The 15,809-nt window shown below is 61.0% G+C and carries 16 protein-coding genes; 15 read left to right on the top strand and 1 reads right to left on the bottom strand.

Features of this window, described 5'->3' with window-relative positions:
- The 13 genes from KZX66_RS23895 to KZX66_RS23955 form a co-directional block, all read left to right on the top strand.
- The coding region (locus KZX66_RS23895) for a type VI secretion system Vgr family protein (protein ID WP_248083702.1) at nucleotides 1-833 on the top strand (833 nt) is incomplete at its 5' end.
- Nucleotides 830-1,630, top strand: coding sequence for a DUF4123 domain-containing protein (locus KZX66_RS23900; protein ID WP_248083703.1), 801 nt, complete (start codon nucleotides 830-832; stop codon nucleotides 1,628-1,630). The genes KZX66_RS23895 and KZX66_RS23900, both read left to right, overlap by 4 nt.
- Before the next feature lie 41 nt (nucleotides 1,631-1,671).
- Complete coding sequence (locus tag KZX66_RS23905; protein WP_248083777.1) at nucleotides 1,672-2,157, top strand: DUF3304 domain-containing protein; 486 nt, start codon at nucleotides 1,672-1,674, stop codon at nucleotides 2,155-2,157.
- Nucleotides 2,145-4,451, top strand: a complete 2,307-nt coding sequence (locus KZX66_RS23910; protein ID WP_248083704.1) for a DUF2235 domain-containing protein — start codon at nucleotides 2,145-2,147, stop codon at nucleotides 4,449-4,451. The genes KZX66_RS23905 and KZX66_RS23910 overlap by 13 nt, the downstream gene beginning before the upstream one ends.
- A 37-nt stretch (nucleotides 4,452-4,488) precedes the next feature.
- Nucleotides 4,489-5,010, top strand: a complete 522-nt coding sequence (locus tag KZX66_RS23915; protein ID WP_248083705.1) for a DUF3304 domain-containing protein — start codon at nucleotides 4,489-4,491, stop codon at nucleotides 5,008-5,010.
- 98 nt (nucleotides 5,011-5,108) lie between these two features.
- Nucleotides 5,109-5,630: a DUF3304 domain-containing protein gene (locus KZX66_RS23920; RefSeq protein ID WP_282446050.1), complete on the top strand. Its 522-nt coding sequence runs from the start codon at nucleotides 5,109-5,111 to the stop codon at nucleotides 5,628-5,630.
- A 90-nt stretch (nucleotides 5,631-5,720) separates the two neighbouring features.
- Nucleotides 5,721-6,242, top strand: coding sequence for a DUF3304 domain-containing protein (locus KZX66_RS23925; protein ID WP_282446051.1), 522 nt, complete (start codon nucleotides 5,721-5,723; stop codon nucleotides 6,240-6,242).
- 90 nt (nucleotides 6,243-6,332) lie between these two features.
- A complete protein-coding gene (locus tag KZX66_RS23930; protein ID WP_248083706.1) occupies nucleotides 6,333-6,854 on the top strand; it encodes a DUF3304 domain-containing protein in 522 nt (173 codons plus the stop codon).
- Between the two features lie 90 nt (nucleotides 6,855-6,944).
- Nucleotides 6,945-7,466, top strand: coding sequence for a DUF3304 domain-containing protein (locus KZX66_RS23935; RefSeq protein WP_248083707.1), 522 nt, complete (start codon nucleotides 6,945-6,947; stop codon nucleotides 7,464-7,466).
- Between the two features lie 90 nt (nucleotides 7,467-7,556).
- Entirely contained in the window at nucleotides 7,557-8,078 is a 522-nt protein-coding gene (locus KZX66_RS23940) for a DUF3304 domain-containing protein (protein ID WP_282446052.1), read from the top strand.
- 28 nt (nucleotides 8,079-8,106) lie between these two features.
- Nucleotides 8,107-8,364 carry a PAAR domain-containing protein gene (locus KZX66_RS23945; protein WP_248083708.1) on the top strand — a complete coding sequence of 86 codons (258 nt, stop codon included), beginning with the start codon at nucleotides 8,107-8,109 and terminating at the stop codon, nucleotides 8,362-8,364.
- A complete protein-coding gene (locus KZX66_RS23950; RefSeq protein ID WP_248083709.1) occupies nucleotides 8,361-9,494 on the top strand; it encodes a hypothetical protein in 1,134 nt (377 codons plus the stop codon). Before KZX66_RS23945 ends, KZX66_RS23950 begins: the two co-directional genes overlap by 4 nt.
- Nucleotides 9,495-9,588: 94 nt before the next feature.
- Nucleotides 9,589-12,903, top strand: a complete 3,315-nt coding sequence (locus KZX66_RS23955) for an ImcF-related family protein (RefSeq protein ID WP_248083710.1) — start codon at nucleotides 9,589-9,591, stop codon at nucleotides 12,901-12,903.
- Here the strand turns inward: KZX66_RS23955 and KZX66_RS23960 are convergent.
- Nucleotides 12,822-13,769, bottom strand: coding sequence for a DUF1853 family protein (locus tag KZX66_RS23960; protein WP_248083711.1), 948 nt, complete (start codon nucleotides 13,767-13,769; stop codon nucleotides 12,822-12,824). The two genes, KZX66_RS23955 and KZX66_RS23960, sit on opposite strands and share 82 nt — an antisense overlap.
- A gap of 146 nt (nucleotides 13,770-13,915) precedes the next feature.
- On the opposite strand from KZX66_RS23960, the gene KZX66_RS23965 reads away from it, so the two are divergent.
- Nucleotides 13,916-14,806 carry an NAD(+) kinase gene (locus tag KZX66_RS23965; RefSeq protein WP_003217892.1) on the top strand — a complete coding sequence of 297 codons (891 nt, stop codon included), beginning with the start codon at nucleotides 13,916-13,918 and terminating at the stop codon, nucleotides 14,804-14,806.
- Nucleotides 14,806-15,777, top strand: coding sequence for a metallophosphoesterase (locus KZX66_RS23970; RefSeq protein WP_248083712.1), 972 nt, complete (start codon nucleotides 14,806-14,808; stop codon nucleotides 15,775-15,777). Before KZX66_RS23965 ends, KZX66_RS23970 begins: the two co-directional genes overlap by 1 nt.
- Nucleotides 15,778-15,809 lie beyond the last annotated feature (32 nt).

Genomic DNA, 15,809 nt, shown 5'->3' on the forward strand with positions numbered 1-15,809 from the left:
GTGGCAAGAGCCAGCTCAATCTTGGGCATCTGGTGGATGCCGGGCGCGAAAAGCGTGGTGAAGGTTTCGAGCTGCGTACCGATGGTTGGGGAGCGATTCGTGGTGGCAAGGGTTTGTTTATCAGTGCCGATGAGCAGGCGATGGCGTCGGATAACATGCTGGCCATGGCACCTGCCTCAGGGGGGGTGGCAGATGCAAAGCAGCAAATCGCCGACTGGCAGGAAATCGCCCAGGCTCACCATAGTCGTCAGCCGGCAATCGAGGGTTTGCAGCAGTTTCAGGACAGTGCCAAGGACCTCAGCGCCTCGGCCATGCTGCTCAGTGCGCCCGAGGGCATTGGTGCGGTGACACCGGCCAGTATGCTGCTCAAAAGCGGCAAGTCGCTGTACGTGCAAAGCAGCGATGAGATCAACCTGGCCGCCGCCCAGCGCCTGTCGGTCCATGCAAACGAAGCCATCTCCCTATTGGCCCAGCAAGAAGGCATGCGCCTGGTTTCCGGCAAGGGCCCCCTGGAGATCGAATCCCACGGCGACGTGATGAAACTGATTGCCCAACAGGACATCACTCAACAGTCGGTACAGGGCCATCTGCAACTGACGGCCAAAAATGGCATCACCCTGGGCTGTGGCGGTGCCTATATCCGGCTTACGCCGCAAGGCGATATCCATATTCATGGCCCGGGTTTGCTCAGCCTCAAGGGCAAACATCGGTTGAATCCAGGGACCAGTGAACAATTTCCGTTGCCGGAGTTGCCCGGCTCGGTTTGCAAGGAATGCCTGAGGAAGGCGCAGGCAACCGGACAAGGCTTCGTTCCCAGGGAGGTGCAAGCATGAGTGCGGCTCCTTGCGATACCTGGGTAGAGCTGCTGGAAGTCTCCTGCGCAGAAGTGTCCGTCACCTGCCTGGATATCATCATCGATCAGGCCGGCAGCGAGTCTCCTTTATTGCCCAGCGTACTTGGCGTGGAGCCTGCACTGCCTTGGTACTCGTTATTTACCGGCTTGCCTGAGGCCGCCGCCAGCGAGCTGGCGCCGTTGCTGGTGCGTGTCGACCTGGCGCAACCCCGGCAACGCCAGTGGCTTATCGGGCTGGCGCAAGCGCTGAAGGGGCGCTCCCAGCTGCTGGTGCTGGCCTCCTTCTGGCCTTTCCAGGAATTGGCCGAACACCTGGGGCAATGCCTGGAAGTGCGCAATGGCGGGCACCTGGGCTTGCTGCGTTATTACGACCCGCGTGTCTTCCCGTTGCTGTTCAGCCATGTACTTGAACCCGAGCAGCAACACCGGTTGCTGTGCCCTGCTGTGTTCTGGAGTTGGCTGGATCGCGACGGCATTCCCAGGCAGCTCAAGGGGAGGGCCGATGCGCTGGAGCTGCCGCAGGACCTTGCACCGATTGAACTCAGCGATAAACAACTGGAAACGCTGTGCTGCGCCAGTGACGCCACGACAGCCATGGTGAGCCTGGCCGAGGCACTGCCGCCTGAGTGGAGCGCCGAGCAGCACTTTCAAGCGTGCTACGCCGCCATGCTCGACGCCACCCATGTGGGGTTGTTGCTGGCGCCTGAGCGTCAAGCCCACACCCTCGACAGGCTGCGCACCCTTTGCGCGCCACACCCCAGCGAAGACAGGACATGAACGGTATGTACAGATCCAGGGACGGCAGACCTCGCCTTGCCATGCTCGGTGCTCTGGCGGGCGCTTTGTGTGCGCAAAACGGTTTGGCCAGCACGCTCGAGGCGATCAATCACACCCACTGGGCGATCAACCGATTCAGTGTCGATGGCCGCTCAGGCATCGACATCATTGGCCCGTATCAGGGTGGTGGGGGCGGCTGCTGTTATGTCGCCCCGGCGCGTTGGCGGCCGGGGATGACGGTGCGTGTTGATTGGGAGAGTGGGGCGGGTAGTTCAGCTGGATTTCCAGGCTTCGCGGATCGGGAAAAATACTATGCGTGGATCGAAAAGATCGACTCCCAAAAACGCCAACTCACCAAAATAGTCCCTGTTCCCGACTACACAGGCCAGAAAGTCTGCGGCCTCACCGTTCACTTCCTGCCCTGCGATGACATCCAGGTCACCACCTCCTGCTACGCCTACGGCAGTCCCGAATACCCGATCAAAACCCCTCTGCAGTTGCCGGAGCCTCAGTCATGTCCGAAATGAAACATGCCAGTGTCTGCTACCCGCCACCGTTTCCTCTGGAGGGGCGTCTGCCCCGTCGGGTTGGGCAGGTTCAGCAAAATATCCTGCGCCAGTGCGAGCAGGAGCGGGGTTATCACGATGCACTGTGTCTGGCCGCCGGTCGCCGGGTAACGCCACCGTGCTGCAAGACCTTGCACGTCAGCCTGTTCTTCGACGGTACCGGCAATAACCTGAACAACGACCTGTACGAATCTGCGACAGCGCATCCGACGAACATCGCCCGGCTGTTTCGGGCCACCGTCGGAGCGGGTCATGCCGGTGGGACCGGGCACAACGACAGAGCCCAGCGGTTGACCGACGCGCCAGGCACCGGCAACGGCCAGTACTTCAAGTACTACATGCCTGGCGTCGGCACACCGTTTGCGGAGGTGGGCGACCTCAACTACACCACTGCCGGGCTGGCCGGGGCCTGGTTTGGCGAAGAGCGGATCAATTGGGCCCTGCTGATGCTGATCGATGCCCTGCGGCGCACGCTGGGCCTGCCGCGACAGGACAACATGAGCCTGAGGGCAGCGGTCCAGGCCATGGGCACGTTGCCAGGGCTGGAATCCATCAAGGGCCAGGCCAACCGGGCGACGGTGTTCAACAAGCAACTCAAGTTGATCGAACAGCCGTTGCGCCTGGCCTTGGCGCAACCGAATCCGGGCTCTTCAAAACTGTTGGGTCTGAAGGTGTATGTCTACGGTTTTTCCAGGGGGGCAGCCGCAGCGCGGGCGTTTGTCAGTTGGTTGAGTACATTGATGCGTTACCGCCCGAACTTGAAACTGGGTGATCTGGAACTACCCCTGAGCGTGGAATACCTGGGGTTGTTGGACACCGTGGCCTCGGTGGGCATCGCCGACATCCTGCCGGGGGCGGATGGGCATATGAGCTGGGCCGATGGCAATCAGGAACTGCCCGGTGGTGGGCTGGTCAAGCGCTGCCTGCACCTGACGGCGGCGTTTGAGCAGCGACTGTGTTTTCCGCTGGAGTCGATACGGCGCGAGAGTGGTGCTTACCCGGTGAATAGTGTGGAGGTGATTTATCCAGGGGTGCATTCGGATTTGGGGGGAGGGTATCCGCCGGGGGATCAGGGGAAGGCTGTTGGTAGGGATGATCGTCTGCTGCTCTCACAAATCGCGCTACATGATGTATATGCCGATGCATTCGTACATGGTGCCCCGTTGAAAGTACCGCCAGGTTCCCTGCCAATAGCGCAGCGTCATGAACTTTGGCGAGCAATGGAAACAAGTGTGGAGGTAGAGTTTGGTGTTTCTTCAAGCTTGGCTACCCGCTTCAATGCCTGGCGCCAACTCACTCTGGGGCTTCCCCCGGTTAATCATCCGCTACCCACAGGACAAATAGAACGCTACCAGCCGCTCCCGTCCACCAACACCTTGGAACAAGCCGCACGGACCCAGTTAGGCTGGATCACCGCCTGGCGCATCAATCGCTACGCTCTTGCCAGCCTCAAACAGACTCCGTTCTACCTCCAGGCAAGCGATACCGAAGCCGATACGGTGGCTCGTGAAAAAGCCAGGACCCAACGCAATCAAAATCAGGCTGCCGTCGAAAAACGCCGTCGCCAGCAACTCGCTATCGAGCGCGAAGGCCGCACGCCGAAAAGGCCACTGGAACCCGGGGTCAAGGACTTCGATGCCGACATGGGGCAAACCCAATTGCGCGAGGCCGCCGAGGAGTTTGGTGCAGCCTACCGCGACCCCGATCACCTGGCCTCCAGCCTGAGTCGAGTGTTACCGGCGAACACGCCGCCCTTGGTGGTGCTGCGCATCATCACCGCCGACGCCCGCGTTGAGTGCCGGCAAATGAAAGCGGCAGGGCAGGCCAGGGTCGACCAACTGTTTGCGCCGCCCGCTGGTTACCGCAATCGGCTGACTGCCGACGCCTATGGTCGCGTACACAAAACCGCCAACCCCAATGAACCGGTGGAGCTGTTGCGTGCGCTGTTTGATGACCAGGTCCACGACTCCCGCGCCTGGTTTCTTTATTCATTGGGCCGTGAGCCGATGGGCAGCTATTTCCGTGAGCGCATGGTGTTCTTCGGTGAAGCCAGCAGAAGAGAGCTCGCGCTCAATCCCGAAACCCAAGCGACGATGCTCGCCGACATCACAGCGTTACCTGCCTCGAATGCGGTCATTGCAACTTCACCCCCGGTCATGGAAGCCCACTGTTTGGCTGAGGCTCACAAGGCCATCGATGCGCACTGGGCGGCCTATTACGCCAGGCTCGGCGAGGTGAGCAATGCACAGATCTGATTCTGTTCTGCGATGCAGCGCTTCCGGAATTAAACCGATGCACACCTCTCTTTCACGCAATGTATGGGTGGGTTGGCTCTGCTGTCTGGCTGGAGCCGCTTGGGTACAAAGCGCCCAGGCCGGTACGCTTGAGGCGATCAACCACACCCATTGGGCGATCAACCGATTCAGTGTCGAGGGTCGCTCAGGTATCGACATCATTGGCCCGTATCAGGGCGGTGGGGGCGGTTGCTGTTATGTCGCCCCGGCGCGTTGGCAGTCGGGGATGACGGTGCGTGTTGATTGGGAGACTGGGGCGGGTAGTTCAGAAGATTTTCCGGGCATAGGTGATTGGCCGAAGTTTTTAGCTTGGGAAAAGAAAATTAAAGCCCAAAAACGCCAACTCACCAAAATAGTCCCAGTCCCCGACTACACCGGCCAAAAAGTCTGCGGCCTCACCGTTCACTTTCTGCCCTGCGATGACATCCAGGTCACCACCTCCTGCTACGCCTACGGCAGTCCTGAATACCCGATCAAAACGCCGCTGCAGTTGCCGGAGCCTCAATCATGTTCGAAGTAATGCGGGAGGTATGCCGATGAACTACTCCAGCCTCAACGAGGTGAGCAATGCACAGATTTGATTCTGCTCCGCGATGCAGCACTCCCGGAATTAAACCGATGCACACCTCTCTTTCACGCAATGTGTGGGTGGGTTTTCTCTGCTGTCTGGCTGGGGCCGCCGAGGTACAAAGCGCCCAGGCCGGTACGCTTGAGGCGATCAACCACACCCATTGGGCGATCAACCGATTCAGTGTCGAGGGTCGCTCAGGAATCGACATCATTGGCCCGTATCAGGGTGGTGGTGGCGGCTGCTGTTACGTCGCCCCGGCGCGTTGGCAGCCGGGTATGACGGTGCGTGTTGATTGGGAGACTGGGGTGGCTTACTCCTATGACAATCCTGGCCTTAGTGATGAGGTTAAGTACGACGCGTGGCTGGACAAAATCGATGCCCAAAAACGCCAACTCACCAAAATGGTCCCAGTCCCCGACTACACCGGCCAAAAAGTCTGCGGCCTCACCGTTCACTTTCTGCCTTGCGATGACATCCAGGTCACCACCTCCTGCTACGCCTACGGCAGTCCTGAATACCCGATCAAAACGCCGCTGCAGTTGCCGGAGCCTCAGTCATGTTCGAAGTAATGCGGGAGGTATGCCCGTCCAGGCTCGGCGAGGTGAGCAATGTACAGATCTGATTCTGCTCCGCGATGCAGCACTCCAGGAATTAAACCGATGTACACCTCTCTTTCATGCAATGCGTGGGTGGGTTTTCTCTGCTGTCTGGCTGGGGCCGCCGAGGTACAAAGCGCCCAGGCCGGTACGCTTGAGGCGATCAACCACACCCATTGGGCGATCAACCGATTCAGTGTCGAGGGTCGCTCAGGTATCGACATCATCGGTCCGTATCAGGGCGGTGGGGGGGGCTGCTGTTATGTCGCACCATCGCGCTGGAAGTCTGGCCTCACGGTGCGTGTGGATTGGGAAACAGGAGTAGCAGGTTCGAAAGGCTTTCCGGGATTTGCTGATCGCCCCAAATACCTTGCTTGGCTTGCCAAGATGGAGGCCCAAAAACGCCAACTCACCAAAATAGTCCCAGTTCCCGACTACACCGGCCAAAAAGTCTGCGGCCTCACCGTTCACTTTCTGCCTTGCGATGACATCCAGGTCACCACCTCCTGCTACGCCTACGGCAGCCCCGAATACCCGATCAAAACGCCGCTGCAGTTGCCGGAGCCTCAGTCATGCTCGAAGTAATGCGGGAGGTATGCCGATCCAGGCTCCGCGAGGTGAGCAATGCACAGATCTGATTCTGTTCTGCGATGCAGCACTCCAGGAATTAAACCGATGCACACCTCTCTTTCATGCAACGTGTGGGTGGGTTGGCTCTGCTGTCTGGCTGGAGCCGCCTGGGTACAAAGCGCCCAGGCCGGCACGCTTGAGGCGGTCAACCACACCCACTGGGCGATCAACCGATTCAGTGTCGAGGGTCGTTCAGGTATCGACATCATCGGCCCGTATCAGGGCGGTGGTGGTGGCTGCTGTTACGTCGCCCCGGCACGTTGGCAGCCGGGTATGACGGTGCGTGTTGATTGGGAGACTGGAGTGGCCTATCCAGATGGATTTCCAGGGTTTGCAGATGAAGGCAAATACGAGGCTTGGTCGAAGAAAGTTAGAGCCCAAAAACGCCAACTCACCAAAATGGTCCCAGTCCCCGACTACACCGGCCAAAAAGTCTGCGGCCTCACCGTTCACTTTCTGCCTTGCGATGACATCCAGGTCACCACCTCCTGCTACGCCTACGGCAGCCCTGAATACCCGATCAAAACGCCGCTGCAGTTGCCGGAGCCTCAGTCATGCTCGAAGTAATGCGGGAGGTATGCCGATCCAGGCTCGGCGAGGTGAGCAATGCACAGATCTGATTCTGTTCCGCGATGCAGCACTCCCGGAATTAAACCGATGCACACCTCTCTTTCACGCAATGTGTGGGTGAGTTGGCTCTGCTGTCTGGCTGGAGCCGCCTGGGTACAAAGCGCCCAGGCCGGCACGCTTGAGGCGATCAACCACACCCACTGGGCGATCAACCGATTCAGTGTCGAGGGTCGTTCAGGTATCGACATCATCGGCCCGTATCAGGGTGGCGGAGGCGGCTGCTGTTATGTCGCCCCGGCGCGTTGGCAGTTGGGGATGACGGTGCGTGTTGATTGGGAGACTGGAGTGGCCTATCCAGATGATTTTCCTGGGTTTGCCGATAGACCCAAGTATCTGGCTTGGGTTAAAAAAAATGATGGGCTCACGCGAAAGCACAGCAAAGACGTTCCCATCCCCGACTACACCAACCAAAAAGTCTGCGGCCTCACCGTTCACTTTCTGCCTTGCGATGACATCCAGGTCACCACCTCCTGCTACGCCTACGGCAGCCCCGAATACCCGATCAAAACGCCGCTGCAGTTGCCGGAGCCTCAGTCATGCTCGAAGTAATGCGGGAGGTATGCCGATCCAGGCTCCGCGAGGTGAGCAATGCACAGATCTGATTCTGTTCCGAGACGCAGCGCTCCAGGAATTAAACCGATGCACACCTCTCTTTCACGCAATGTGTGGGTGGGTTTTCTTTGCTGTCTGGCTGGTGTCGCCTGGTTACAAAGCGCCCAGGCCGGCACGCTTGAGGCGATCAACCACACCCACTGGGCGATCAACCGATTCAGTGTCGATGGTCGCTCAGGTATCGACATCATTGGCCCGTATCAGGGCGGCGGAGGCGGTTGCTGTTATATCGCCCCGGCGCGTTGGCAGCCGGGGATGACGGTGCGTGTTGATTGGGAGACTGGGGCGGGTAGTTCGAAGGGATATCCCGGAACTGGAGATTGGCCAAAGTATTTGGCGTGGGTCGAAAAGATCGAGACCCAAAAACGCCAACTCACCAAAATAGTCCCAGTTCCCGACTACACCAACCAAAAAGTCTGCGGCCTCACCGTTCACTTCCTGCCCTGCGATGACATCCAGGTCACCACCTCCTGCTACGCCTACGGCAGCCCTGAATACCCGATCAAAACGCCGCTGCAGTTGCCGGAGCCTCAATCATGTTCGAAGTAATGCACGGCCAATATTGGGAGGTATGGTGATGAAATCGGTTATCCGTCAAGGCGACACACTGCGGGAATATGGCGGCGAAGTGCTGGAGGGGCATTACGAGTGTGATGGGAGCCCCATAGCCTGCCTGGGTGATGCCGTGCGCTGTAACCTGCACGGTGGAACCGAGATCGCCGAAGGCAGCGACTTGCTGCACATTGACGGCCGTCCGGCGGCCTTGCATGGCCACCGATGCAAGTGCGGGTGCACGCTGGTCAGCTCAATGCCCGACACGGAGGTGGCGTTTTGATTCCCGCTCCTGAGTTTGGCCCCTATCCGCTGGTACAAGCACCCCTGTATTCGCGCTGGCTGGCGAGTGGCGTGGCCTTGCTGGTTTTTTCGGGCAGCATCAGCGTGGCATTGCGACCGATGATTGAAGCGCGATTGGCGATCGGCAGTGTGGCCGGTGTGTTCCTGATCTGGGTGCTCGCGCTGTTGTTGCGCGTTTTATTTTTTCGCTTCAATCGGCATAACGCGCAGAGCTATCACGAGGCAGTCGAACAGGTGCGCCAGGGGTGGTGGCAGGACCATCGGCAGACCATCGCATTGGTCGAATCCGTGCTGGTATCCGCGGCCTGCACGAACGCAGAAAACGGCCTGAGACTGTTCAGCTCAGACCATCTGCCGCCGGTGCCGCAGGAAACACCCCAAGGGCGAACGCTGCACCTTTGTCAGGTGTTTGGAAGTGACGTTGCAGAACGCGAACACAACTTGGCGATTTTGCTCGCTCAACAGTGGCACGAACAACGTGGTGAAAACGCCGTCGTTCAGCCGCTGCGTTGTTACTGGCAGGGCTCGCAGGCGGCCTGGCAAGCATTCGCCCATCAAGTCGCGCTGGGCACGCCACAGGTTCAACTACCCGAACTGCCCGAGACGTGGGAGGGCATTCGTAGCCTCGATTCGGTGATTGATCAATTGCAGGGCGCAGCGACGACGGCCCGTATTCTGTGTGCCGGTTGCCAATCCTCGCCGGCAGAGCAGGAAAGCCATTCGCCGGCCGGGGAAGCGGCGCTGCTCTGGTTGTTCGGCCCCCAGGGCGGCGTGCGCTTTACGCGAGGTGAATGGTTTTCGGTCGACACCGAGCAGCTCACCACGGTCGCTGAGCGAGCCTTGCAACAGAGTGACCTGACGACGCCTGCTGCGCTGTGCGTGTCGTTCGCCCAGCCGGATGTGGCTGACCTGCCGGCCATTGGCTGGAACTGCAAGCAGCATGTGCAAGACGCCAACTTCGGCACTTTGAATCGTCTACAGGCCATGGTCGCGCAAACCCTGGCGGCCTGGTATGCCGAAGCGCATCAGGTGCCTTGCGCCTGGTTGGCAAACGACCCCCATCACACCCTGGCCCTTGGAGTTATGGAACCCGATGACTCAACAAATTGAATCTCCGACAATATCCAGGGGCAAAACAGCTCTATTACTGGCTGTGATCCTGGCGGTACTGGTGGCAGCGGGCGCCGCGATCTGGTGGTTATTCATGGAGCCCGAACTTCCCAGTCGGGCCGTGATACGCGATCTCGTGTTAAGGGGCATTCTGCTATGGGCAGTGTTTTTCGGCATGGCGCTGGTCTCATGGCAGATTATCCAGAAGGGGATACGCAGGTTGGTCGTGGGGGCTCGGTCGTTAACGGTACCGCCCGCCGCCGAACCCGATGGATGCAAATATCAGGCAGAGTTGATTGAGTATTTGCGCGAATGCTACGGCTTCTTCTGGCGCTCCAGAGTCCGCCTGCTTTTAGTCATCGGCGAGCCCGCCGAAATTCAAGCGATCGCCCCCGCGTTGGCCGAACAACACTGGCTGGAAGCACAAGGCACCGTACTGCTCTGGGGTGGCAGTGCCCAAGCGAGTCTGGATCAGCCACTCGAAAACCAATGGACCGGCCTCAGCCGCTGGCGAGCGCTGGACGGCGTCGTCTGGGCACTGAACAAAACCCAGGCCGCCGATGACGCTGCGATGGGCAAAGGCGTGCGGCAATTGCAAGGCCTGGCCCGCCACCTGAACTGGCAATTGCCGCTCTACCTCTGGCAAATCTGCGACAGTCCATGGTCCCAGGCCCCCCGCAAGTCGCAGCCGGTGGGGTGCCTGTTGTCAGCGCGCTTCACGCCGGCGCAGCTGGAAACCGCTTTGACGCGGCTGCTGGAGCCTTTGCGGCGTGAAGGGCTGGCGCAGATGAGCGCGGTGATGAGCCATGACTTCCTGCTACGCCTGTCCCGCGATTTGCAGGAGGAGGGCATTGCGCGTTGGCGGCATACGCTTTCGGCATTGACCGGCCAGTTTGCCTGTGGTGTGCCGTTACGAGGTGTGTGGTTCAGTCAGCCGGTGCAGCGTTCTCCCCATGAAACGGAAAACCATTGGGTGGTGACCCCGGTTTGGCAGGGCGTGCTGGGCGATCGTGTGCGCCGTCACAGGTTCGGCTGGGGTGTTCCGCGCGTCGTTTACGCGCTGACGCTGGGCCTGGCCATGCTGTGGGGGGCGGGGTTGTTATTGTCGTTCGCGAGTAATGGTGTGCTGATCAAGCAGGTCCAAACCGCACTGGCGACATTGCAGCAACCGGGCACTGGCGACGAACAATTGAGTGCCCTCAACGAACTGGTCCGCGAACTGGCACGCCTGGACGATCGCGTCCAGGGCGGCGCTCCGTGGTACCAACGCTTCGGCTTGAACCAAAATCAAGCACTGCTCGAAACGTTGTGGCCACGTTATGTCGATGCCAACAACCGCTTGATCCGCGACCCGGCCGCCGCCACGCTGCGCCAGCAGCTCAACGCGCTGGTCAAGCTGGCGCCGGACAGCCCCGAGCGTGCCGAACGTGCCCAAGAGGCCTACGCCCAGCTCAAGGCTTACCTGATGATGGCGCGCCCGGAAAAAGCCGATGCCGGTCTCCTGGTCAAGACCCTGAGTGACGTTGAGCCCTCGCGCACAGGTATATCACCCGGGCTTTGGCAAATCCTGGCGCCCAACCTGTGGCAGTTCTACGGCGAACACCTGAGCGCAAACCCCGCCTGGCGCATCGAGACCGATCCCAGGCTGGTGGCACAGGTCCGCCAGGTGCTGCTCGGCCAGTTGGGCCGACGCAATGCCGAGGCCAGCCTGTACCAACAACTGCTCGACGACGCCGCCAATCACTATGCCGATCTGGGCCTCCACCAATTGGTGGGTGACACCGATGCACTGGCCCTGTTCTCCACCGATGCCAGCGTGCCGGGCGTCTTCACCCGCCAGGCGTGGGAGGGTCAGGTGCGTCAGGCCATCGACGCGATCGCCGCGGCCCGCCGCGAGGAAATCGACTGGGTACTTAGCGACGAACCCAGCGACATCGACACCCGCTTGAGCCCGGACCAGCTCCGCGAGCGGCTCACCGAACGCTATTTCCAGGACTACGCCAGTGCCTGGCTGGAACTGCTCAACAGCCTGCGCTGGCAGCAGGCCGGCAGCCTCGCCGAAGTGATTGACCAACTGACGCTGATGAGTGACGTGCGCCAATCCCCACTGATTGCGTTGATGAACACGGTGGCCTATCACGCTCAGGCGGGTACCCGCACCGAAGCGTTGGCCGACTCGCTTGTGAAGTCCGCGCAACAGCTGATCGGGCAGGACAACGCGCCATTGATCGACCAACTGGCCCACCTGCCCGGCAGCCCCTTGGACGCCACTTTTGGTCCCTTGCTGGCGCTGCTGGGCAAAGGCCCGGAGGGCAAGAGCGGCGCCGATGGCCTCAGTCTCCAATCTTTCCTCACCCGTGTGACGCGGGTGCGCTTGAAGTTGCAGCAAATCAGCACGGCGCCCGATCCGCTGGAGATGACCCAGGCACTGGCGCAAACCGTGTTTCAAGGCCGCAGCATCGACCTGACCGACACTCAGGCTTACGGCAGCCTGATGGCCGCCAGCCTGGGGGCCGAGTGGGGCGGGGCGGCGCAAACGTTGTTCGTGCAACCCCTGGAACACGCCTGGCAACGCGTTTTGCAACCGTCGGCGGCGGGCATCAACAGCCAGTGGCAACGCTCGATCGTCAGCCATTGGGATGATGCTTTCGCCAGCCGCTACCCATTCACCGCCACTGCCAGCGATGCGTCCTTGCCGATGCTGGGCCAGATGATCCGCGCAGACTCCGGCCGCATCGAGCAGTTTTTGCAGCGGCAACTGAGTGGTGTGTTGCGCAAGGAGGGCAGCCGCTGGGTGGCAGACCCGCGCCACAGCCAAGGGCTGCGCTTCAACCCGCAATTTCTGAGTGCCATTAACCAGCTCAGTGATTTGGCCGACGTGCTCTACACCGATGGCGGTATGGGGCTGAGTTTTGAACTGCAGGGCAAACCGGTACGCGATGTGGTGCAAACCACCTTCATCCTCAACGGCGACAAGCACCAGTACTTCAATCAGAAGGAGAGCTGGCAGCGCTTCAACTGGCCGGGGCGTAGTGACTATCCCGGCGTCAGCCTGAGCTGGACCAGCGTGCTGGCCGGCGAACGGTTATTCGGCGATTACCCCGGCACCTGGGGCCTGATTCGCTTGCTGGAGAAAGCCCGGGTCACGCCGCTGGACGATGCTGACAGTCGCTACCGCATGGTACTCAAGGCGCCCGATGGCCTGAACCTGATCTGGCACCTGCGCACTGAGTTGGATGCGGGGCCGCTGGCGTTGCTCAAATTAAGGGGGTTCAAGTTGCCTCAGCAGATATTTCTCAGTGAGAACGCCGCCCCAGAGTGGCGGGGTCAGGCATTGCCCGGAACATTGGGCCAAAGATCGGCCACCAGAAACAAGCGCTCGGCTTCTTCCCAGCCCTCAGCGTTCTGAACCATGCGCACCAACAACTGCGCCGGTGCCATCGGGTCCAGGTCGGCCAGCCAGTGCCGCATCTGTGCTTCGCTCCACACCTCGTCGGCCGGGTAATGCGCCGGCGCCAGCCACGCATGCCGGGGCAGGGGCTGCCAGCGGCCGGGCTGGCCGGCGCCGACAAACTCCGGCCAGTCGCGCTGGTGCAACCAGCGTCCGCGCAAATGCTGCGGATGGGCGCCGCGAGGTGATTCTGCCAGCCCCGGCCAGGGATAGAGCAAATAGCCGCCCAGCCACAAATGCGCGTCGAAGTGCTCGATCCCCAGCGTTGCCAGTGCTTCGCGGCTCTCGGCGCGCGCCGAAATCGGCAGTTGATGCTGCGTCAGATGCGCCAGTTTGCGGTCCAGCCGGTCATGGCAGCCAGGGCCCAGCCACTGCGCGGTGTCCTGGCCATCGCCTGCTTGAGGGCCCAGATAGAGTTTGATCGCCAGTTCCAGGTGGTGCACGCCATCGCGGTCGCGCAGCAGCATGTCGAGTTCGCCCAGGGTGTGCCCGGCGCGGCGGATCGGCAGGTTGGCGGCCAGCAGCTCCACGCCCGGTGCGTGTTGCACCGCGAACTGCCACAGGCGCTCGTAGTACAGGCCCAGGCGCCGGGTGCGGGACAGGCTGAGCCAGTGCTGAAGGGCATGGCTGTCCTGGTCCAATTGCCGCAACCAGTGTTCGAGCCGCTCGGGCGCCTGCACCCAGTCGCTGCCGGCCAGCGGGTGACGCTGGGGCCACGGGGTGTGTGCGAGCATCGGCGGGGCGAGTATCACCCACGCAAGGTCGCGCACCTCGGGGTGTCGTAATTGACGGGGTAAGGTCTGCAGGTCGGGGAATACGATCATGGTCCGAGCATAGCCTTTTAAGCTGTGAGCAGGTGTCTGAGAACCGTTGTCATCGGGGCTTGGCGATGACAAAGGATTTTGCCTGACGCGGCCTTTCGCCCATAATCGTTTCTTTTTTGCCACACCCCACATCCCGCAGGAGCCCCATGGAGCAATTTCGCAATATCGGCATTATCGGTCGCCTGGGCAGTACCCAGGTGTTGGACACCGTCCGCCGGCTGAAAAAATTCCTGCTGGAACGCCACCTGCATGTGATCCTCGAAGACACCATCGCCGAAATTCTCCCTGGCCACGGCCTGCAAACCTCATCGCGCAAGATGCTCGGCGAGGTGTGCGACATGGTGATCGTGGTCGGGGGCGACGGCAGCCTGCTCGGCGCCGCGCGGGCGCTGGCGCGGCATAACGTGCCGGTGCTGGGGATCAACCGGGGGAGCCTGGGGTTTCTCACGGATATCCGCCCCGATGAGTTGGAAGTCGAAGTGGCCAAGGTGCTCGACGGTCATTACCTGGTGGAAAACCGCTTCCTGCTGCAAGCCGAAGTGCGTCGCCACGGCGAAGCTATCGGTCAGGGCGATGCGCTTAACGATGTGGTGCTGCACCCCGGCAAATCCACGCGCATGATCGAGTTCGAGCTGTACATCGACGGCCAGTTCGTGTGCAGCCAGAAGGCCGACGGCCTGATCGTCGCCACGCCCACCGGTTCCACCGCCTACGCGCTGTCGGCCGGCGGGCCGATCATGCACCCCAAGCTCGATGCCATTGTGATTGTGCCGATGTATCCCCATATGTTGTCCAGCCGGCCCATTGTGGTCGATGGCAACAGTGAGCTGAAAATCGTGGTGTCCAAAGACATGCAAATCTACCCACAAGTCTCCTGCGATGGGCAGAACCATTTCACCTGCGCGCCCGGTGACACCATCACCGTGAGCAAAAAGGCGCAGAAGCTGCGGCTGATCCACCCGCTGGACCATAACTACTATGAAGTGTGCCGCACCAAGTTGGGCTGGGGCAGCCGCTTGGGGGGTGGAGGCGACTGATGCTCGATCCCGCGCGTAGCTACGACCTGATTGGTGACGTGCACGGTTGCGCCCACACCCTCGAGCATTTGCTCGACCAGATGGGTTACCACAAACAGGGCGGCACCTGGCGCCACCCCTCGCGCATGGCGGTGTTCCTCGGCGATATCATCGACCGTGGTCCGCGCATCCGCGAGGCGTTGCATATCGTCCACGACATGGCCGAGGCCGGACAGGCCCTGTGCATCATGGGTAACCATGAGTTCAACGCGCTGGGCTGGGCCACGCCGGCACCGCCGGGCAGGGGCCGGCAGTTCGTGCGTGAGCACACCCCACGGCATGAGCGGTTGATCCACGAGACCCTCACGCAGTTCGAACACCACCCGGCCGACTGGCACGATTTTCTGGCCTGGTTCTACGACATGCCGCTGTTCGTCGATGCCGGGCGTTTTCGCGTGGTGCACGCGTGCTGGGACGACGGCTTTATCGCACCACTGCGCGCGACCTTCCCGGATGGCTGCATCGACCAGCACTTCCTGCAAGCCGCCGCCGTGCCGGGCAGCTTTGCCTGCAATGCCTTCGACCGCCTGCTGCGCGGCACCGATATGCGCCTGCCCGATGGCCTCACGCTGACCGGGGGCGATGGCCTGACGCGTTCGTTCTTTCGCACCAAGTTCTGGGAAGACGACCCGAAAACCTACGGCGATATTGTGTTTCAACCCGACGCGCTGCCCGAACCGGTGGCGCGCACACCGTTGTCACCGACGCAAAAAAATTCCCTGCTGCGCTATGGCGTCGACGAACCGTTGCTGTTCGTCGGCCACTACTGGCGCAGCGGCAAACCGGCGCCGATCCGCCCGAACCTGGCCTGCCTGGACTACAGCGCCGTGCTGTATGGCAAGCTGGTGGCGTATCGACTGGACCAGGAAACCCGCCTCGACCCGCGTAAATTCGTGTGGGTCGATGTCGAGCGGCCGGAGGTGCTCAAGTGAGCCCCTGCGTGTTGCCTATGCACTTTTGAGGA

The sequence above is a fragment of the Pseudomonas sp. EYE_354 genome, from assembly GCF_023148575.1.
Classification (GTDB): domain Bacteria; phylum Pseudomonadota; class Gammaproteobacteria; order Pseudomonadales; family Pseudomonadaceae; genus Aquipseudomonas.